We start from the raw sequence: 19,738 nt of genomic DNA on the forward strand, positions 1-19,738 counted from the left end.
ACCCGGGGTCGCCGTGGGCGCCGGGTCGGACCGGCTACCGTCCGGCGTGGTGCCGCTGGTAGTGGCGGGCGACCCGGGCGCGATTGCCGCAGGACGGCTTGCACCACTGCTGGCGCGCGTGCTCCTGCAGGAAGTAGCGCACGCAGCGCGGCGCCGGGCAGGCGCGTAGCCGTTCGCGCTCAGCGCCGGCGAGGAAGTCGAGGGCCGCGCGGGCCAGCGCCGCGGTGAGCCGGACCCGCAGCTCCGCCGGGCCCGCGTGCCGGGTCAGCGTCGGCGCCGCATCGTCCGGCCAGGACAGCCGCGGACTCGTGGGCAGCCGTGCGGCGGCGTCGTTGAGGTGGCACACCGCGGCCGCCGGGCTGAGCAGCGAGGAGTGGTCCGCCCGGCTGGGCGGGGCCGGCGCGACCGCGCGGGCGAGCAGCGTGCGTACGGCGCGGCGCAGCGCCACCACGTCGAGCCGGGTCAGCTCGTCGGGCAGGCCGGCCGGCGGTGCGAGGTCGTCGTCGTAGGCCCGCAGCGGCCCGGCCTGCTCGCGCAGCCACCGGGCGAGCCCGGCGGCGTCGGCGAGGTCGTCGGCCACACCGCCGTCGCCGTCGTGCCGGATGGTGCTGGCCAGGGCGAGTGTGAGGGGGCCGGACATGCCTCTCCCGTCGTGGCGGCGTCTTGTGGATCTCCAGGATGCCAGGGTAGCGTCCCTAACGCATATCAGGCAGAGAACCGTTAGGGGGTCTCGTGCTGACCATCGCCCACCTCAGTGACACCCACGTCGATGACCATCCGCGCTCGGCCGAGCGGACCGCCCGGGTCATGGACTACCTGCACAACCTCGCCCGCCCGGTCGACGCCATCCTGATCACCGGCGACGTCGCCGACCACGGGCACGTGTCCGAGTACGAGTTGGCCGCCAAGCTCTTCTCCTCGCCCTTCCCGGTGCTGGTCTGCCCCGGCAACCACGACGTACGCGACGCGTACCGCAAAGGGCTGCTGGGCGACGCCGACGGCGGCGACGGGCCGATCAACAGCCGGCACGACGTCGCCGGCGCGACCTTCCTGCTCGCCGACTCCAGCATCCCCGGGCGCGACGACGGGCGCCTGGACGACGAGACGATGGGCTGGCTGCGCGAGCAGCTCGCCTCGGTGGCGGCCGGCGTCCCGGTCTTCCTCGCCTTCCACCACCCGCCCGTGGCGCTGCACCACCCGGTCATCGACGACATGCGGCTGCTGCCCACCGATCCGCTCGCCGACCTGCTCACCGCCCACCCGCAGGTCGTCGCCGTGCTGACCGGGCACTTCCACACCGCCGCGGCGAGCACCTTTGCCGGCCGCCCCCTGCGGATCGCGCCGGGCGTGGCGTCCACCCTGCGGATGCCCTGGGAGGGCGAGGGCTCGCTGACCGACCAGCGGCAACCGCCCGGCGTCGCCTTCCACGTGTACGACGACAACGGGCTGCTCACCACCCACTACCGGGTGGTGGTCTGACCGATGACCGGAGTGGCCCTGCTGAGCTTCGCGCTCGCCGTGGCGCCGATCACGCTCACTCCCGGCACCAGCTTCGCGCTGGTCGTCTCCGGGGTGGGCAGCGGCGGCCGTCGCCAGGGCTGGTGGGTCATCCTCGGCACGGTGACCGGGCTGTACGTGCACGCCGTGCTGGCCGCGGCCGGCCTGGCGGCGCTGGTGCTGCGCTCGTCGCAGGCGTTCTGGATCATCAAGCTCGCGGGCGCCGGCTACCTCGTCGGGCTGGGCCTCTGGCTGCTCGTCTCCGCCGCCCGCCGGCGGCCGGCCGTACCCGAGGCGCCGGCCGCGCGGGCCGGATGGCGTCGGCTGCCGGGGCGGGCCCGGCATCCCTTTCTCCAAGGGCTGCTCGGGAACGTGCTGAATCCCAAGGCGGCCGCCATCTACCTGACCCTGGCCCCACAGTTCCTCGACCCGTCCGGGCCGGTGCTGGCGCCCATGCTGCTGCTCGCCACCGCCCACGCCCTGCTGCACACCGGATGGCTGGGCGGCTGGGCGGCGGTCACCGGGGCGGCCGCGCGGCTGCTGCGTACCGCCCGCGTGCGCCGCGCGCTGGACCGGCTCACCGGCGCAGTGCTCGTCGGCCTCGGCATCCGGTCCGCGCTGACCTGATCGGCGCACGGCCGGGCCTCGTCCAGGCTATTGACAGATCACTTTGGGCACACTGAGGATTGCCTCAGTCCACCGACCGTCACCGGAGCACCTCTTCACCAGCCCGACGACGCTTCCGCCGCAGCTCCGCGCGGCTGGCGCCGGTCCGCCGCAACCGGACAGCACCACCTTCCTTCCACCGCCTCGTGGCGCCGCGGAAGTGGCGCGCGAGGCGACGGGGCGGAGCCGCGTACCCCGGGCGGGCCCCTCGGCCATCTCGATCGGTCACCCGTGCCGACGAACAGAAGGGTCGACAGATGCGTGATCCCCTAGGTCCCCGGTGGCGACGCCGCCTTCCCCTCTCCGCCGTGCTGGCCGGGGCAGTGGCCGTGGTGCTGCTGGTCAGCCCGGCCTCGGCCACCGCACCGGCCGCCGCGCCCGCCGTCGACCTGGTCCGGGTCGGCGACGAGGAGGCGAACGTGGTCGAGGTGCTGCTGGCCGACACCGCCCAACTGGACGCCCTCGTCGCCACCGGCGTCGACCTCGACCACCACGTCGGCCACGACGAGAACGGCGTCGTCGCGCACGCGGTCGTCACGGCCAGCGAGGCGGCGGCGCTGACCGAGGCCGGCTTCACGCTCGGCCGGGTGCTGCACCGGCCCGCCGACGCGCGGGAGCGGGTGGCGGAGCGCGAGGCGACCATCGCCGGGCACGTCACCGAGAACCGGCAGTTCGCCGCCGCCGCGGCCGACCCCGCCGCCCCGGACGTCAAGATCATTCGGGCCGACTGGTACACCTCCGGCACCAGCCAGATCCTGTCCGTCGAGGCGAAGTGGGCCCAGGGCCAGACGGCCACGACCCCCCTCGTCGTCGAGCGGGACAGCGGCCCCGGCACCGCCATCGGCTCCGGCGGTACGCAGACCATCTCCCGGTTCGTCGACGCCGGCGTCTACCTGTACCACCGGGGTGCCGCGACGGTGACCAGCCGCCCCGACCGTATCCGGATCACCAGCCCGACCGGTGACGTGGCCATCGCGCAGGTGCGGGAGTGGCTGCCGACCCCGGGCACCGGCCCCGAGGGCCCGGGCTACCAGAAGGACTTCGTCACCAGCTACCTGACGCCCACCGAGCTGTACGCGCGGATCCACCAGTTGGCCGCCGAGTTCCCGCAGCTCGCCGAGGTCGCGGAGCTGCCGTACAAGACCAACGGCTACCGGCGGCACGCGCAGGCGGTGCTCGGCACCGCCACCGCCAGCCGCGTCGCGGTGGACTCCCTCGCCTGGGGCCACGAGGGCGGCAACGCCATCTCCGTGGAGCTCGCCGACCCGGGCGCGGCGAACACGCCGCTGTCGGTGACCGTCACCGGCTCCGCGGTACGGGTCACCCTGGGCACCGACGGCGCGGGCGCGGTGACCAGCACCGCCGCCCAGGTCGTCGCGGCGCTCAACGCCGGCGCCGGGTCGCTGCTGAGGGCGTACACCTATCGGGGCAGCCCCGGCACCGGTGTGGTCGCGCCGGCGCCGCGGACCTCGCTCACCGACGGCCTCAGCGCGCCCGCCAGCGTCTCCCGCGACCCGCACCCCGTGTACGCGATCCGGATCGGCAAGCACCGCGACGGCTCGAAGCTCGGCGTGCTCGCCTACGCCCAGGAGCACGCCCGCGAGTGGGTGCCGCCGCTGGTCACCATCGAGACGGCGGAGCGGCTGCTGCGCAACTACGCCCACGACGGCCAGACCAAGCAGCTGCTGGACAACCTCGACATCTGGATCGCCCCGTCGGTCAACCCCGACGGCGGGCACTACTCGTTCTACGACTTCAACTCCCAGCGCAAGAACATGACCAACCACTGCCCGTCGACCGGGGCCGCCGACTTCCTGGCCCGCAACTCGTGGGGCGTGGACAACAACCGCAACTACACCGAGTACAGCCTCTTCGACGGCTACTCCGGCGCGTCGTCGAGCTGCACCAGCGGCACGTACGCCGGCCCGAGTGAGCTGTCCGAGCCGGAGAACCGCAACGTCGACTGGCTGGCCGCCCGCCCGAACATCAGGTTCTCGATGAACCTGCACTCGTCGGGCAACTACTTCATGTGGTCGCCGGGGGCGTACGCGCTGCCCGGCCGGGTCTCCGCGCCGCGGCCGACCCTGGCCGAGGAGTCGGCGTTCTGGGGCGCGTCGTCGCGGATCCTGGCCGCCATCAAGCGGCACCGCAACATGGCGGTCACCCCGGCGCGCACCGGCCCGATCTCCGACGTGCTCTACTCGGCGGCCGGCAACTCCGGGGACATGCTCTGGTACAAGTACGGCATCTACGCCTGGAACTTCGAGGTCGGCACCTCGTTCCAGCCGGAGTGGGACGAGGCGCACGACGAGACGATGGAGTTCGCCAACGGGCTTGTCGAGATGATGCGGGTGGCCCGTGACTTCGCCCAGGACAACAGCCGGCCGCGCAGCACGCTGGCGGTCGGGCCGAGTTCGACGCCGGGCATGGTGACGGTGACGTTCTCCACGAGCGAGCCGGCGGCGGTCTTCTACACCCTCGACCACGCCGCCCCGACGTACGCGTCGACCCTCTACGGCTCCGCCGGCGTCCGGGAGGGCGGGGAGACGCTGACCGTCCCGGCGGGCACCACGGTCCACTGGTTCTCGGTGGACTCGGCGGGCAACGTCGAGAACAACTACCGCCCCGACGGCAACGGCACGAACTACCGTAAGGGCACCGCCGTCCTTCCTGCTGGCTGAGGTCCTCGGGCCGGTACCGACGGCCCGCCGTGCCCTCGTCGCGTAGCCGGAACGGCGCGGACCACCTCGGGTGGTCCGCGCCGCTTCCGTACTACCGGCCGCCGGTCAGGCGATCGGCAGGTTGTGGAAGGTGAGCAGCCCACTGCCCGTCGCGTTGACGATCCACGGGCCGGCGCGCAGGTGGCTCAGGTAACTCACCCCGGTCGCCCCGTCGGCCGGCGCGGAGAGCGTCAGCACCAGCAGGCCGCCCGCCCGGTATTCGACGTCGGTGACCGTCGCCGTGCTGCCGTGGATCCGGAAGTCGGCGGCGACGCCAGGATCGACGACCAGCGGGTCGTCGCTGCGCAGTTGCACCGTGACCTCGGTGCGCTCCGGGTTGGAGAACGCCGCGGTGCGCGGGTTGGGCGGTGCCACTCCGGCACTCGGGCCGTGGTACAGGTCGCGGGCCACCACGGCGAACGTGTGGTCGCCCATCTCCCGGTAGCCCCCCTCCCAGGCGTAGTGGCACCCGTCGTGGCCGGACAGTCCGTTCGTGGACAGCAGGGTGACGCCGAGCGTGTCGCCCATCTGCCGCTGCGCCTCCCGCAGCGCTCCCGTGGTGCTGTTGCCGCAGGGGGACGTGCGGACCTGGTAGACGAAGTACCGGGCGCCGTCGCCGAGGCGGGTGCCGATCTCGCTGCGCCAGTCGGTGAGCAGCGCGGTGAACCCGGAGACGTGGACGGCGGCGTTGTCGCTGTCGGACTCGCCCTGGTACCAGAGGAGCCCGCGTACGTCGGCCAGTACCCCGGCGGCGACCAGTCGCTGCCGCAGCCGCCCGTAGTTGGTGCTGATGGCGTCGGGGTCGGCGTCGTCGCGCTGGAAGAACGAGATGGGTCGGCCGCCGTGGCCGCCGTTGACGAGGGCGACCGGGACGCCGTAGGTGTCGACGATCCGGCGGGCCATGCGAATGCCCCACTGGCCGACGGACCCGGGCTGGTTGGTGACCTCGCTGCCGGCGTAGTTCCAGCTGCGTTCCACCGCGGACAGGACCGGGTCCGCGGTGGGCGAGCCGAAGCTGCGGATGAACGGCGACTCCTCGCCGGCGGACGAACCCCGGTACATGGCGGAGACGGCGTTGGACTGGCCCTGGATGACGTAGACGTCCCCGGCCAGGACGCCCTCCCACACACCGGCCCGGCGGGTGACGCCGGCACCGAGCGCGCGCAGTTCGAACCGGTACTCGCGTAGCGCAGCCTCGATGCGGGGGCTGAACGAGAAGTCGCGCCGGTCGGTGACCTCCCTGGTGTAGGTCCACTCGTCCGCGCCGCTGGTCACCGTCAGCTGCACCGCCTTGACCCGCGGATCGGTGACCGTCCCGGACACGGGCACCGTGGCACCGTTCGAGGCGTCCCGTGGATACAACTGGCGGTCCTGCGGGTGCTGGTCGAGGGCGAGCACCGACGGCCGGGCGTACACGGTGAGCCGACGCTGCGTGAAGGTTGCCGCGTTGCCGGCGAAGGTCCAGTCCGGGTGCCCGCTGGCGGCGGAGCCGATGCCGACGGACAGCGGCGCCCCGGAGGAGGTGAAGGTGTTGACAGCGAGCACCGTCCGGGGCGGCACGGACGACGGGCGGGTCGCGCCGACCTGGTGCACCTGGAAGGACCCGTACCCGCCGGACGGGTTGACGGTGTCGTCGGCGTCGTAGACGCCCGGCGAGGCACCGGAGATCTGGCGGGACGATCCGGTGCCGTACGTGTTGGGCCACATCTCCACGTGACCGGCCAGGTCGGTGCCGGTGACAACGCCCGGGACGTTCGACGCGACCTCCAGGTCGTTGACCCGCTGCCGGACGATCTGCCCGGTGCGGGTCGGCAGGCCGAGCCGGCCGGCGTCGGTGGTGAACGGCGCCATCGCCGTCCACACCCACTGCGTTCCCGCCGCGGTGGCCAGTTCCAGGCAGTATCCGACCCGGTCGAAGCCGGCGGCGACCTCAGCGGTGCGGTCGAAGGCGTACGGCGGGGTCTGGTTCAGCCAGCTGGCCCGTTCGGGCAGGTCCAGCGCGAGGACGGGCGTGAAGTCGGCCATGCCGTCGACGTTGGCGGCGCACGAGGTGTCGTCGACGGCTCTGGAGCCGACAGGAGCGGGGTCGGCGCCGGCGGCGGGCGGCTGCCCGAGCACCATGGCGACGGTGGACAGGAGGAGGCTTACGGCGGCGGCGACACGGCGCGGGTCGCGGGTCGGCCGGGGACGGTGTGGACGGGGCATGACTCGAACCTCCAGCAGGTCGGGTAGGTCGGGTCCGCCGGATCGGCGTGGGTCATGCCTAGCTATCGATATTCATCGGCCGCAATACGTATGCGATGAGCGGTGGGATCGCCGCGGCGGGAGCGCATGTCACGGCGACGAGCGGGCGACCGGTTGCCGGGTATCGCGGCCTCGCTCCGACACGACACGGCGGAACGGCGACGGCGGCGGTCACCAGCCGCCATCGTGGACTGCGGTCACGACGACCGCCCTGTCGCGGCCCTCGATCAGTCGGGGAGCAGCGGCATCTCCAGGCCCGGCTCGCGGCCCAGCAGCACCGCCCTGGTGAGCGCCGCCGACCCGAACCGGTCGCGTACCGCGTCCACCGCCGCGTCCAGGTCCGCCCCCGGGTCGCGGTCGAACGGCAGCGGCGGCTGCACGGGGGAGTCGTCCAGGTTGCCCACCGAAACGCCGATCAGCGTCACGCCGCGCCGCTCGATCTCGGGCAGCGCCGCCCGCAGCAGCGCCCGCGCCGCGCCGAGCAGCGGCGTCGTGTCGGCGGTCGCCTTGGCCACCGTGTGCGAGCGGGTCGCGCGGGTGTAATCGCCGAACCGCAACCGCAACGTCACCGTCCGACCCGCCCGCGCCGCCGCCCGCATCCGCCGGGTCACCCGGTCGACCAGGCCGGCGAGGATCGCCTCCAACTCGGCGGGGGAGTGCGGGACGGGCCCCAGGGCGTGCTGCGCGCCCATCGACCCGCGCCGGCGGCCGACCTGCACCGGCCGGGGGTCGCGGTTGTGCGCCAGGGCGTGCAGGTGCCGGCCGGCCCCCGCGCCGAGCAGCGATACCAGCGTCGCCTCGCCGAGGCGGGCGACCTGCCCGACGGTGCGGATGCCCCGCTCGCGCAGCTTCCCCGAGGTCACCGGCCCGACGCCCCACAGCCGCTCCACCGGCAGCGGGTGCAGGAACGCCAGCTCCTCGTCCGGCGGCACGACCAGCAGGCCGTCGGGCTTCGCGACGCCGCTGGCCACCTTGGCGAGGAACTTCGTCCGGGCCACGCCCACGGTGATCGGCAGGCCGACCCGCGCCCGCACCTCCCGGCGCAGCCCGGCGGCGATGTCGGCCGGCGGCCCGACCAGCCGCCGCAGGCCGCCGACGTCGAGGAACGCCTCGTCGATGGAGAGGCCCTCGACGACCGGGGTGGTCTGCCGGAAGATCTCGAACACCGCGCGGCTGGCCGCCGTGTACGCCGACATCCGCGGCGGCACGACGACCGCCTCCGGGCAGAGCCGGCGGGCCTGCCGGCCGCCCATCGCGCTGCGCACGCCCCGGGCCTTCGCCTCGTAGCTGCACGCCAGGACCACGCCGCCGCCGACGATCACCGGCCGGCCCCGCAGGCGCGGGTCGTCGCGCTGCTCGACCGACGCGTAGAACGCGTCCAGGTCGGCGTGCAGGATGCGGGCCTCGCGCGACACGAACACATGTTCGCACGGAACGGGTCGGCAGCGGCACTGACCTGCCCGAACAGCGCCGGACGGTCGCCGCTTGCGACGGTGAGGCCGAGCGGGCGCGGGCCCCGCCGCCGTACGCCTCAGGCGACGCGCGGGGCCGCGACGATCGGGAGTAGGCCGCGGTGGGTGGGCCGGTCGATCTCGCCGGTCTGCTCCACGGCCGAGGCGGCGCGCGGGCGGGCCGGGGCGGCGCCCTGCGGCGGCCCGCCCGGGGCGGAGCCGGTCGGCGCGGCGTCGGTGATGTCGGTGAGCAGCGACAGCAGCGCCGGCAGGTCGGCGACGGCCAGCCGGAAGGATCCCCGGCAGACCGTGCCCGACCACAGCGACAGCACCACGGCGCCCCGCTCGGGGTGCCAGCTCACCCGCATCGTCCGGTCGCTTCCGCGCAGGTCGGTGAACAGGTCACCGAAGCTCGGCATCGGTAACACCTCTCCCATCCGCCAATGATGCCGGACGATCGACGGGCGGGAAAGGCCGCCGGAGACGGCTACAACTCGTCGAACGGGCGGGCGTAGGTGAACCCGCCCCGGATCGACGGCTGCCAGGGGCTCATCGGGCGCGCCATGAAGTACTGCGGCCCCCACGGCTGCGGCGGGGTGACACCGAGGTCGACGGCCGGGCGGAACCCGAAGCGGGGGTAGTAGTCGGGGTGACCGAGCAGCACGACCAGCGGCTCGTCGCGCGCGTCGGCCGCGCCGAGCACCGCGTGCATCAGCGCGGAGCCGACTCCGCGCCGCTGCCAGGCCGGCAGCACGCCGAGCGGCCCCAGCCCCAGCGCGACCGGTTCGCCGGCGACCCGGCCCCGGGTGCACACCACGTGCCCCACGACCTGCCCGTCGCCGTCGACCGCGACGAGGGAGAGGGCGGGCAGCCACCCGGCGTCCGCCCGCAGCGCGTCCACGAGCCCCGCCTCGACCGGTACCACGTCCGGCTTGTCGGGGTCGGCGAAGGCGGCGAGGTGCACCTCCCGGACGGCGTCGATGTCGGCGGGGGTCTCGCGTCTGATCAGCACCGCGACACGATAGGCGGGGCGGGCCTGCCGGCGCTTTCGATTATCGGCGCCGACCGGTCACACCGCGGCTCGACGCTGCGAGGCGCGGCGCGCGATCTGGTGCAGCGCCACCAGTGGCAGCACCCCGACGGGGTACCAGGCCAGGTCGACCGGGTCGAACTGCACGCCGAGCACGAGCCTAGCCAGCAGGCTGCGCGCCGAGAGCGCCGCCGGTATCCCGGTCAGTTGCGACACCTCGACCGCCCAGCAGAAGGCGATCGCGACCGCGCCCGCCGACAGTGGCGCCGTACGCGGGCGGAGGAACAACACCCCCGCCCAGACCATCGACGCGTACAGGGCGGTGCCGGAGTGCTGCTCGATGCCGCCTCCGGCCGTCGCGCGGATGACGAGGGCGACGGCGAGGAAGCCGGCTGCCGCCGCGAGCCCCAGGAGCCGGCAGCGCCGAACGGTGATCGACATTCCGGCGATGCTAGTGCGGTGTCCACCAACGTTCACCGGGTCCTGCGGTGTGTGGTGGATCAAGGCGGCTCGACCGGCATCACCGTGCGCCCGGCCGACGAACGAGGCACCTCCTCGACCTGCCTTACCTGCCGCCGGCGAGGTGGGCTGTGCACACCAGCAAGCCGTCGCGATCGGTCGCGGCGCTCGCCGATACTGGCGACAGCAGCACCGCCGCCGCGGCGCAGCCACCCGACCTTCCAGGCCGACGACGTCGGATTCCACATCGCACGCTCTGCCGGGCATTACAACTAGTACGGCAGCCCGGGTTCGCTTGTAGATTGTCGGCGATGAGTTCAACGGCCTGCGCCGCAGCGAGGCCGTGGGCCTGCGCCGGGAAGACATCCACTTTGTCTTGGACGCCAGCGGGCTGGGCTGCCGGATTCCCGGTTCCCACCCGGAGAGAGCCGCAACTGCTACCGTTCGAGCCGATCATTACCGGGGTCGACTGGGGGAGTAACCAACGATGCAGCGTCCGATGGCCGTTGTGAGCGTCGCCACCGTGGGCGTTCTGCTGGCAGGTTGCAGCGGCAACGACGACAAGTCCAACTCGACACCCGACAGCAGCGGCAGCACCACAGCCACCACACCGTCGGCGCCGGCAGTCGCCTCCTTCGACCCGCCCAAGGCATTCGTCGCGATGTCGGCGTTCGGGGTCGAGCGCACGGACAGGGGCAATCAGTACACGCTCCAGGCCGGCATGGTGGGCCAAACCTCCCTGATCGCGGGACTCACCGGTGTCACCGGCCGCAACATCGCCGCGCAGGGCACGCCGTGGACCGTCCCGTCCGCTGCGGCGCCCACCACCGAGACGCTGGACGTGACCGCACCGATGGGCGTCCAGCTGGATGGCAAGGACGTCGTAGCGATCGCTTACGTTCAGAACGACAAGGGGAACGGCACCCAGAAGGCCAAAGGCCAGGTGGTGTTCCAGTGGCTCAATGCGGCCGACGGTAAGAAGGTCGCCGAGGTCACCGCGGACCTCACCCCGGCCCTTGGCGCCGGCCAAGGCGGCGACAACGTGGTGAGCCAGGCGTACGACGCCGCCACCGGGCAGATCGTCGTCGGTGTCGGAGCCGCCGGCGAAGCGGCCGCCAAAAAGGGCGGCGAGGTGTTCACGGTCTATGCCGACCCGAAGACCCAGAAGTCGAACGTCATCCCGTTCGTCACCCCTGCGGGCGTGCTGAACGGTGTCGTCGCTGGCGCAAAGGGCAGCAACCAGGAGGGTGCGGCCGACGGCACGATCGTGATCGCCGATGGCGCGGCCGGCAAGATCACCAAGCAGACCCCGACCAAGCAGGACTACCTGAACGCGGCGGGCAGCGGCTCCAAGCACGCCTACCTCGCCTCCAACTCGTACGCGGGCAACGACAAGTACAACAACGCCCTTTACTCGGTCGACATCGCCAGCGGCGCCGTCGTACAGACCAAATCACAGGTTGTGGACGAGCGCGTGAGCACCTTCACCTGCTGGAGCGATCAGGCCAGGGCTGTGGTCTGCACGTCCGGCGAGTCCGGCGGCAAGGAGATCATCGGCTTCGACGACACCACCGGCAACAAGACCTGGGGGTACACCGACAAGTCGGCGAGCCGGGTCGTCCCGGCGGTCACCGCGGCGTTCCACGGCATCGTCTACGCCCAGACCGAGGCCCAGCCGGTGCTGATGGACGCAGCGACCGGTGCGGACGTGCCGACCAGCACGCCGGCTGCATCCTCGATGCCTTCGGCCGGCGCGACCTCGACCGACGGTACACCGTCGCAGGGCAATGACCCGGGCAGCGCGAACGGTTCGGACATGTCGCTGTACGACGGCAGGCTGAAGTCGCCGACGGCGGTCACGCGGTACGGCGGTGCCTACCTGCAGGCCGCAAGTGGCGGTAACTACGACTTCCAGTCAATCCTGATCGCGCTGGCACCCACCGCCTGACCATGTGAAATCGGGTAGGAGGGCCGCGGTAGCTCAGCCCGGTCACCCGCTGGGGGCGAGCACCGACGCGGTGCTCGCCCCGATCAGGACATCGCGGTCGGCGAGGGCGGGGCGGTGCCGCCCTGCGGCGCCTCCGCCGTCATCAGCCGGACGATCTCCGCTCGGTCGGCGGCGGACGGCAGGCCCCAGCCGGGGCGGTACCCGTACACCTCGTGCAGCGGGTGGGAGGCGGTGCGGCCGTCGAGGACCTCGATGGCGTCGGTGTCGATCAGGCCCGGGTGCTCGACGCCGCACGCCTCGGCGACCTTGACCAGGTCCCGGCGCAGGGTCCTGACGTAGTTGGCCGCGCGGACCGACTTCGAGGTCGGGTCGAGGCCCCGGGCGAGCCACGGGTTCTGCGTGGCGACGCCGGTGGGACAGGTGTCAGTGTGGCACTTCTGGGCCTGGATGCAGCCGATCGCCAGCATCGCCTCCCGGCCGACGTTGACCATGTCGCAGCCGAGCGCGAACGCCACCACGGCGTTGTCGGGCAGGCCGAGCTTGCCGGCGCCGACGAACACCACCTGCTCGTGCAGGTCGCGTTCGGCGAAGACCTTGTAGACCCGGGTGAAGCCCTGCTGGAACGGCAGCGACACCGAGTCGGTGAAGATCAACGGAGCGGCGCCCGTGCCGCCCTCGCCGCCGTCGACGGTGACGAAGTCGACCCCGCGCCCGGTGTCGCGCATCAGGGTCGCCAGCTCCTCCCAGAAGCCGAGGTCGCCCACCGCCGACTTGATGCCCACCGGGAGGCCGGTCTCGGCGGCGAGCAGTTCCACCCAGTCGAGCAGGCTGTCGCAGTCGGAGAACTCGGCGTGCCGGGACGGGCTCACGCAGTCCCGCCCCTGCGCGATGCCCCGGGTCGCGGCGATCTCCGCGGAGACCTTGGCGGCCGGCAGCAGGCCGCCGAGGCTGGGCTTGGCGCCCTGGCTGAGCTTGACCTCCAGCGCCCGCACGGGCGCGCCGGCGACGAGGTCCTTGAGCCGGTCGAGGCTGAACCGGCCCTGCTCGTCCCGGCAACCGAAGTACGCCGTGCCGATCTGGAAGACCAGGTCACCGCCCTTGCGGTGGTACGGGGACAGCCCACCCTCGCCGGTGTTCTGCAGGCAGCCCGCCAGCGCCGCGCCCCGGTTGAGGGCCTCGACGGCGTTTCCGGAGAGCGAACCGAAGCTCATCCCGGAGATGTTCACCACCGACTCGGGCCGGAAGGCGTGGGCCCGGCCCCTGGCCGCGCCGATCACCTTCGCGCACGGCAGCCGCACGTCGTGCCCGGCACCGGGAGCGGATGGCGGTACGGCGCGGCCGAAGGTGCGGTGCTTGATGATCGGATAGCCGGGCGTGAACTCGATGTCGTTGTCGGTGCCGAAGCCGAAGTAGTTGTTCTGCTGCTTCGCCGACGCGTACACCCAGCGGCGCTGGTCGCGGGTGAACGGGCGTTCCTCGTTGTTGCCCGCGACGATGTACTGGCGCAGCTCCGGCCCGATCGACTCCAGCAGGTAACGGGCCCGGCCGAGGACCGGGAAGTTGCGCAGCAACGCGTGGTCGCGCTGGATCAGGTCGCGCGCGGCGAGGGCCGCGACGGCGGCGACGGCGGCGGGTACGGCTCGACTTGCCCACTTCATGCCCGCCACTCTTTCCGCGATCGCCCTCGGCCAAACGGACCGGCGGGGCGGACCCGGGCCGGATCAGCCGGATGTCGGCTGGCGACGGACGACCAGCAGGGCGATGTCGTCGGTCGGTTGCTCGGTGCCGAGGGTCGTCATGACGGTGCGGCAGACCTCCTCGGGAGGGCCCGGCCGGACCGCGTCGACGAGCTGCCGGACACCGACGTCGATGACCTCGTCGCGGCGTTCGACGAGCCCGTCGGTGAAGCAGACCAGGACGGCGCCCGGCGGCAGGTCCACCTCGGTCTGCTGGCGGGCCGGCGGCCGGCGACCCGTGCCGAGCGGAGGGCCGACGTGGACCGGAACCAGGGCGCCCGGCCGGCCCGGCACGGCGAGGACGGGTTGCAGGTGCCCGGCGGTGGAGACCCGGATCCTGCTCCGGTCGGGGGAGATCATGGCGTAGAGGGCCGTGGTCAGGCTGCCGGCCTCGAAGTGGAAGACCTTGCGGTCCAGCAGCGTCAACGCCTCCGCCGGATCGTCGCAGACCAGCGCGTACGCGCGCAGCGCGCTGCGGACGCGCCCCATCACCACGGCGGACTGCAGGCCGTGCCCCGACACGTCGCCGATCACCAGCCCCAGCCAGCCCGACGGCAGGCTGAACACGTCGTACCAGTCCCCGCCAACGCCGGCGACGTGACCGGGCACGTACCGGGCGGCCAGGGCCAGACCGGGCACCTCGGGCAGTTGGTTGGGCAGCAGGCTGCGCTGCAGGGCGAGGGCGGCGTTCTGCGCCAGGTTGTTCGCCCGCGCGATGTTGGCCAGGCTGGCCCGGTCGGCGACCAGCTCCAGCAGGCGGATGTCGTCGGCGGTGAACTTGCGGTGACGCAGCGTGCCGACGTGCAGCACGCCGATGACCTCACCACGGGCGAACATCGGCACGCCCAGCAGCGACGTCAGGCCCATCGCCAGCAGGACGGGGTTGACCACCGTGTCGGAGGTGACCTGCTCGACGACCACCGGCCGTCGGGTCAGCGCGATCCGGCCGGCGAACCCCCGGCCGATCGAGACGCGGAAACCCCGCCGGACCTCCTCCTCGAGCCCCTTGGCGGCGGTCGCCACGAGCTGCTGGGCGTGCGCGTCCAGCAGCAGGATGGCGGCGGTGTCGACGCCGAGCAGATCCCGGACGCGCTCGAGCAGCTCGTCGAAGAGGTCGGCCGCGTCGAGCCGGGACAGGGCGGCGTCGGTCACCGCCTCGAGACGGCGTAACCGCTCGTCGTCCTGGATGAGCCCCGCGTCGGCCACGACAGGATCCTAGTCCCGCCGGCTGCTCCCGCCACCGCAGGCCACGGCGCGTACGGGGCGGGAACCCGGTCCGGCGGCGACGCCGCGAACGGCGGCGGCGATCCGGCGCGAGGCCAGCGCGTGGTCGTCCCGAACCGGCCCGTCCGGGCGTTTCGCGCCGGCAGCGGTGCGGGCGGCCGGTGTCAGGTGCGGTGCCGGCGGGCGGACATCGCCTGGAGCGTGGGCCGACGCACCACCGCGATCCGGTCCCCGCGGGCGCGCAGCGACGTCCGCCCGCCGCGTCCACGTCGGACGGTCAGGTCCACGGTGCGCCCGCCGACCTGCACGCCCTCCAGGACGAGGTCCGGCAGCCACTCGGGCAGGTGCGGGTCGACGAAGATCGTCCGCAGCGGCGCGGCCGGGCGCAGCGCCAGCAGCGCCTGGACCAGCGCGACGACCGCGCTGGCGGACCACGCCTGCGGGGAGCACGAGTTCGGGTAGACGCCGGGGTGCGGGTGCGCGTCGTCGCGCGGCAGGCCGCTGAGCACCTCCGGCAGGCGGTGCTCGGCGAAGAGCGCCGCCGCGGCGAACATCCCCTCGGCGAGCCGGTGCAGGTGTTCCCAGCAGCCGTACCGGGCCAGCCCGAGGCCGATCGTGCCCGCCTCCACGGGCCAGACGCTGCCCCGGTGGTAGCTGAACGGGTTGTACGCCGGGTGCGCCGACGACAGGGTGCGCACCCCCCAGCCGCTGAACATGTCGGCGGCCAGCAGCCGGTCGGCGACCAGGGGAGCGAGCCGGGCCGGCACGATCCCGGTGGCGAGCAGGTGACCGTCGTTGGAGTTGACGGAACGCACCTGCCGCTTGTCCGGGTCGAGCGCCATGGCGTGACAGCCCCACTCGGGCATCCAGTAGGCGCGGTGGAAGCGGCGGCGGAGGAGCGTGGCCCGGCGGACGAGCCGGGCGCCGAGCGCGGGGTGACCGGCCGCGGCGAACACCACGGCGGCGTGCCGCAGCGCGGCGTACCAGTACGCCTGCAGCTCGCTGGTCGCGATCGGGTTGGGCACCACCTCGCCGTGCTCGTCGACGATGGCGGTGTCCGAGTCCTTCCACCCCTGGTTCTTCAGCCCGGCCCGGGACCGGCAGTGGTACTCGAGGAAGCCGTCCCGGTCGGGGTCGCCGTACCGGTCGATCCAGTCCAGGGCGCGGCGCGCGGCCGGCAGCAGGTCCCGCACCGTGTCGAGATCCCCGGTCCAGGCGAAGTACTGACCGAGGAAGACCAGGAAGTCCGGCGCGGTCGACCAGTCGCCGTAGTAGCCGCTGAACGGGTCGAGCCCGAGCGCGGACACGGGGCCCCGGCGGGCCTCGTGCAGCGGCTTGCCGGGCTCCTCGTCGCGCCAGTGGTCGATGCGCCGCCCGAGGTGAGCGGCGTTGAGCCGCAGGCTGTCCGCCAGCATCGTCGGCCCCGCCAGCAGTGCCTGCCACGACGCGGTCATCGTGTCGCGGCCGAAGATCTCCTGGTAGATCGGCAGGCCGGCCATCGGCGCCGTCGGCCCGGCCGGCTCACCCAGCGGCAGCACCGCCAGGTCGTCGACCGCGCACCGCCAGGCCGCCGTGACGTCGAAGTTGCTGCTGCTCAGCCGGGTCAGCTCCCGGGCGAGGTGGGCGCGGGCGCGGGCCGCGTCGTCGCCCGGCTCGGCGAAGGTCGGCGGCGGCGCGGCGAGACGCCGTCCGTCGAAGACCGGCTCGACCACGAGTTCCACCCGACCCGACCCCCGGGGCGGCACCGCGACCGCGACCAGGACGGCGCCGTCCACGTACCGGACGGGCGAATCCGCGTGCACGGCGATCGCCACCGCCCGGTCGAGGCCGTCGCACCGGTAGGTCAGGCGCAGCTCGCGGTCGTCGGGGTCCCAGCTCGCCTCGACGTCGCCGGACTGCGCCCGGCGACCGCTCTCGGCCTCGCTGGTGTCGGCGAAGTCGGCGGCGAGATCGACCCGCAGTTCCAGTTCCAGCGGCACCGGGGCGTAGCTGACCACGGTCAGCCGGGTGCGCAGCCCTGCGCCGACGAAGCGCTCCACGAGCAGGTAGGCCGCGCGGGAGGGCAGCGTCTCGCCGTCGCCGAGGGCGGCGTACGAGAGTTGCGCGTGGCCGCCCACGTTGGCCGTGCTGAACGGCACCGGCTCGCGGCCGTCCACGGCGAGGCGCTCCGTGCTGAGCACCCGGGTGTTGTGCGCGAAGAAGCCCTGCGGGTCGGCGCCGGTGATCCGGCCGCGCACGTCGGTGACCAGCGTGCTCCAGCCGCTCGCCACGTAGAGCAGATCCGGTCGGACCCGCAGGTCCCGGACGCCGCTCATCGGTCCGGCGGCCGAGGCGGCCTCGGTGTCCGGGGCGGCCGTGGCCGACGCGACCTCCCGCGACGGCAGGCGGCTCCGGCGTGGCGGGCGGCAGGCGCGCTCGGCGGCGTCGACGGCATCGGGGCACCCCCTGACCAGCGGCTGCGGGCCCGGGCGCGCCGGTGGGGCACGCCACGGACCCGTCGGACAGCGGTCGGTACCCGGTCGCGTCGCTGGTACACCTCCGCCCCGGCCGCCGGGCCGAGGGAGCGCTCCCGGGATCAGCCCTGGGGCTGGCCGATGTTCACCATCCAGCTGATGCCGAAGCGGTCGACGCACATGCCGAACTCGTCGCCCCACATCTGCTTCTCCAGCGGCATGGTCACCGTGCCGCCGTCGGCCAGCTTCTCCCAGTAGCCGCGCAGCTCGTCCGCGTCGTCGCCGCTGAGGCTCACGGCGACGTTGTTGCCCGGATCGTGCTCCATCCCCGGCGCGGTGTCCGAGGCCATCAGGGTGTAGCCCCGGTCGGTCTCCAGCGTCGCGTGCATGATCTTGTCGGTCAGCGCGGGATCGTCCGTGCCGAACTCGCCGAAGGTGTTCATCGACAGCGAGCCGCCGAACACGCGATGGTAGAACTCCATCGCCTCCCGTGCCGTGCCCGGGAAGCTGATGTACGGGTTGAGCCGAGACGCCACAGCACCCTCCTCCGGTCGTGAAGGCGTCATCGTCGCAGATCAGGGGCCGGGTGTGGACGAGGCGCGCCCGCGTTGTCGCGGCCCGTGGGAGCGGGTGGCGCTCCCACGGGCCGCGGGCGGTCAGTGCCGGAAGGAGTGGCGCACGACGCCGCCGACGAGGACGCACCACGTGTTGGTGGTGAGCTTGCCGTCGCGGGGCAGGCCGTGCAGCGCCTGGAGGTCCTGGACGGCCTTCTTGGTGGCGTGGTCGTACTCGCCGGTGACGGCGACGTCCGCCCACCCCTTGAAGTTGAGCATGAACTGGGCGGCGCTCACGGGGATGCCGGTGGCGTCCTTGTCGAGCTCCGGCGCCAGGGTCTCCCAGGTCGGTGCGGTGAGGGTGGCGTCGACGTCGACCGGGATGCCGTTGCGGAACTGCCAGTCCTGCACGGCCGCGACGGTGGCGGCGTCGAAGACGCTGTTGACCGGCACGGTGTAGCCGCGGTACGCCAGCAGGTACTGCACCACGCGGACCGACGGCGAGCCGACGAACCGCCACAGGTCCGGCCAGCGGCGGGCCGGCACGTCCGCCAGGTCGGTGCCGAGCGCCTCGAAGACCCGGCGGCGCAGGTCCGGGAACTGCCGGTAGAAGGCGGCGCCGGGGCACTGCGTGGTGCGGAAGTCCCAGTGCCCGAAGATGTCGTGGGCGTGCAGCCCGTACTGCTGGCAGATGGTCGTGCAGAGCTTGACCAGCGAGTCCAGCAGCGCCTCAGGCGGCGTCTCGGTGACGTACGTGCCCTCGTTCTCGATGCCGATCGCCCGGCCGTTCTCGCCCGGGCAGTGCGCCGAGATCATCTGCCGGTCGCCGGCCTGCAGCCGCTCCAGGCTGCCCCGGCGGCCCTCCATGACGTAGCCGCCCCGGCTGACGGTGAAGTGCTGGCCGGTGTCGGACCAACGGTTGCCGTCCATGTGCAGGTTCTGGCAGTCGCGGGCCAGCTTGATCGCCTGCGCCTCGGAGTAGTCGGTGACGTTCGGGAACGCCATGTGGTGCACGATGATCTTGTTGGTGGGGATGGCGCTGACTGACAGCGGGTCCGCCGGCGGACGCGCGCCCCACTCGTCGCAGCTGTAGATCCAGTCCAGGTCGGCGCCCGGGTCCGCCTGCGCGGCGGCGGGGAAGGCGAGTTCGCTTCCGACGACCGCGACCGTGGCGGCGCCGAGGCCGGCCCGCAGCAGCGTCCGACGGTCCAGTTCGGAGTGGTCGAGGTGCATGGCATCTCCTGTGCGGCCGGGTTGGGGGTGGAAGGGGAGCGTGCGTGAAAGGTAACTCCAATGGCCGCCTGTGTTGTGGAGGATATTGCCAGACCTGCGCCGCTGGTCAATAAGGAGTCGACCGGTCGTTCGGGTGACGGCCCACGCCGACGGCGGGAATCACGGGCAGCGACGCGCCGGTGGCCGTGGGTCGTCGGGTTTCCGACAGTGGAGGTTCGGCTGGTGGGCCGGGTCGGCCGACCGGGCCGCCGGCGGCGCGGACTGCCAGGGGGCGTCACCAGGGGACGGGGACCGGTACGAGCCGGCCCGCGGCGCGGACCGGCGTCGGACCATCCTCCGGAAGGGACGTTCCGCCGACGGTCGGGTGATCCGGCCGCACCGAGCGGGGGACCACCGGGCAGCGGTGCGCCCGCGATACTCGTTCGGCACCGGAATCAATGAATTTACGGCGATGCGCCTCACACGGCCGCATGCCCGTTGTCCCACCCTGTCGCTTCTCTCGCTGAGAAAGGGCGCACGTGGC

Annotated in this window: 14 protein-coding genes and 1 pseudogene; 4 read left to right on the plus strand and 11 right to left on the minus strand. The window is 73.1% G+C overall.

The features are described from left to right. Positions 1-34: 34 nt before the first annotated feature. Positions 35-640, minus strand: a complete 606-nt coding sequence (locus ACFY23_RS13270; RefSeq protein WP_350685589.1) for an ABATE domain-containing protein — start codon at positions 638-640, stop codon at positions 35-37. Positions 641-732: 92 nt separating this feature from the next. Here ACFY23_RS13270 and ACFY23_RS13275 point away from each other — a divergent pair, with 92 nt between their 5' ends. From ACFY23_RS13275 to ACFY23_RS13285, 3 genes are all read left to right on the plus strand, one after another. Then, positions 733-1,479, plus strand: coding sequence for a metallophosphoesterase (locus ACFY23_RS13275; protein WP_350685590.1), 747 nt, complete (start codon positions 733-735; stop codon positions 1,477-1,479). Between the two features lie 3 nt (positions 1,480-1,482). Further along, positions 1,483-2,124: a LysE family translocator gene (locus ACFY23_RS13280; RefSeq protein ID WP_350685591.1), complete on the plus strand. Its 642-nt coding sequence runs from the start codon at positions 1,483-1,485 to the stop codon at positions 2,122-2,124. Between the two features lie 296 nt (positions 2,125-2,420). Beyond that, positions 2,421-4,844: a M14 family metallopeptidase gene (locus ACFY23_RS13285; RefSeq protein ID WP_350685593.1), complete on the plus strand. Its 2,424-nt coding sequence runs from the start codon at positions 2,421-2,423 to the stop codon at positions 4,842-4,844. 105 nt (positions 4,845-4,949) lie between these two features. On the opposite strand, the gene ACFY23_RS13290 is transcribed toward ACFY23_RS13285, so the two are convergent. From ACFY23_RS13290 to ACFY23_RS13310, 5 genes and pseudogenes are all read right to left on the minus strand, one after another. Continuing rightward, on the minus strand, positions 4,950-7,088 hold the full coding sequence (locus tag ACFY23_RS13290) for a sialate O-acetylesterase (protein ID WP_350685594.1): 2,139 nt from the start codon (positions 7,086-7,088) through the stop codon (positions 4,950-4,952). A gap of 266 nt (positions 7,089-7,354) precedes the next feature. Continuing rightward, entirely contained in the window at positions 7,355-8,542 is a 1,188-nt protein-coding gene (dinB, locus tag ACFY23_RS13295; RefSeq protein WP_350685595.1) for a DNA polymerase IV, read from the minus strand. A 116-nt stretch (positions 8,543-8,658) separates the two neighbouring features. After that, positions 8,659-9,015: a hypothetical protein gene (locus ACFY23_RS13300; RefSeq protein WP_350685596.1), complete on the minus strand. Its 357-nt coding sequence runs from the start codon at positions 9,013-9,015 to the stop codon at positions 8,659-8,661. Between the two features lie 50 nt (positions 9,016-9,065). Then, a pseudogene (locus tag ACFY23_RS13305) lies at positions 9,066-9,620 on the minus strand (GNAT family N-acetyltransferase); the annotation flags it as partial. A 27-nt stretch (positions 9,621-9,647) separates the two neighbouring features. Beyond that, the gene (locus ACFY23_RS13310; RefSeq protein WP_350682431.1) at positions 9,648-10,049 is read right to left on the minus strand and encodes a DUF2809 domain-containing protein; all 402 of its coding nucleotides are present in this window, start codon (positions 10,047-10,049) and stop codon (positions 9,648-9,650) included. 526 nt (positions 10,050-10,575) lie between these two features. On the opposite strand from ACFY23_RS13310, the gene ACFY23_RS13315 reads away from it, so the two are divergent. Further along, positions 10,576-12,015 carry a hypothetical protein gene (locus ACFY23_RS13315; protein ID WP_350682429.1) on the plus strand — a complete coding sequence of 480 codons (1,440 nt, stop codon included), beginning with the start codon at positions 10,576-10,578 and terminating at the stop codon, positions 12,013-12,015. Between the two features lie 83 nt (positions 12,016-12,098). Here the strand turns inward: ACFY23_RS13315 and ACFY23_RS13320 are convergent, their stop codons facing one another. The 5 genes from ACFY23_RS13320 to ACFY23_RS13340 form a co-directional block, all read right to left on the minus strand. Continuing rightward, the gene (locus ACFY23_RS13320) at positions 12,099-13,673 is read right to left on the minus strand and encodes an FMN-binding glutamate synthase family protein (protein WP_350682427.1); all 1,575 of its coding nucleotides are present in this window, start codon (positions 13,671-13,673) and stop codon (positions 12,099-12,101) included. Between the two features lie 63 nt (positions 13,674-13,736). Beyond that, complete coding sequence (locus ACFY23_RS13325) at positions 13,737-14,957, minus strand: GAF domain-containing SpoIIE family protein phosphatase (RefSeq protein WP_350682425.1); 1,221 nt, start codon at positions 14,955-14,957, stop codon at positions 13,737-13,739. A gap of 182 nt (positions 14,958-15,139) precedes the next feature. Continuing rightward, complete coding sequence (locus ACFY23_RS13330) at positions 15,140-17,290, minus strand: glycogen debranching N-terminal domain-containing protein (RefSeq protein ID WP_350682423.1); 2,151 nt, start codon at positions 17,288-17,290, stop codon at positions 15,140-15,142. Between the two features lie 260 nt (positions 17,291-17,550). Continuing rightward, positions 17,551-17,964 carry a VOC family protein gene (locus ACFY23_RS13335; protein ID WP_350682421.1) on the minus strand — a complete coding sequence of 138 codons (414 nt, stop codon included), beginning with the start codon at positions 17,962-17,964 and terminating at the stop codon, positions 17,551-17,553. Positions 17,965-18,084: 120 nt separating this feature from the next. Then, on the minus strand, positions 18,085-19,215 hold the full coding sequence (locus ACFY23_RS13340) for an N-acetylmuramoyl-L-alanine amidase (protein ID WP_350682419.1): 1,131 nt from the start codon (positions 19,213-19,215) through the stop codon (positions 18,085-18,087). Positions 19,216-19,738: the final 523 nt, after the last annotated feature.

It is taken from the genome of Micromonospora sp. NPDC000121 (genome assembly GCF_042899165.1).
Classification (GTDB): domain Bacteria; phylum Actinomycetota; class Actinomycetes; order Mycobacteriales; family Micromonosporaceae; genus Micromonospora.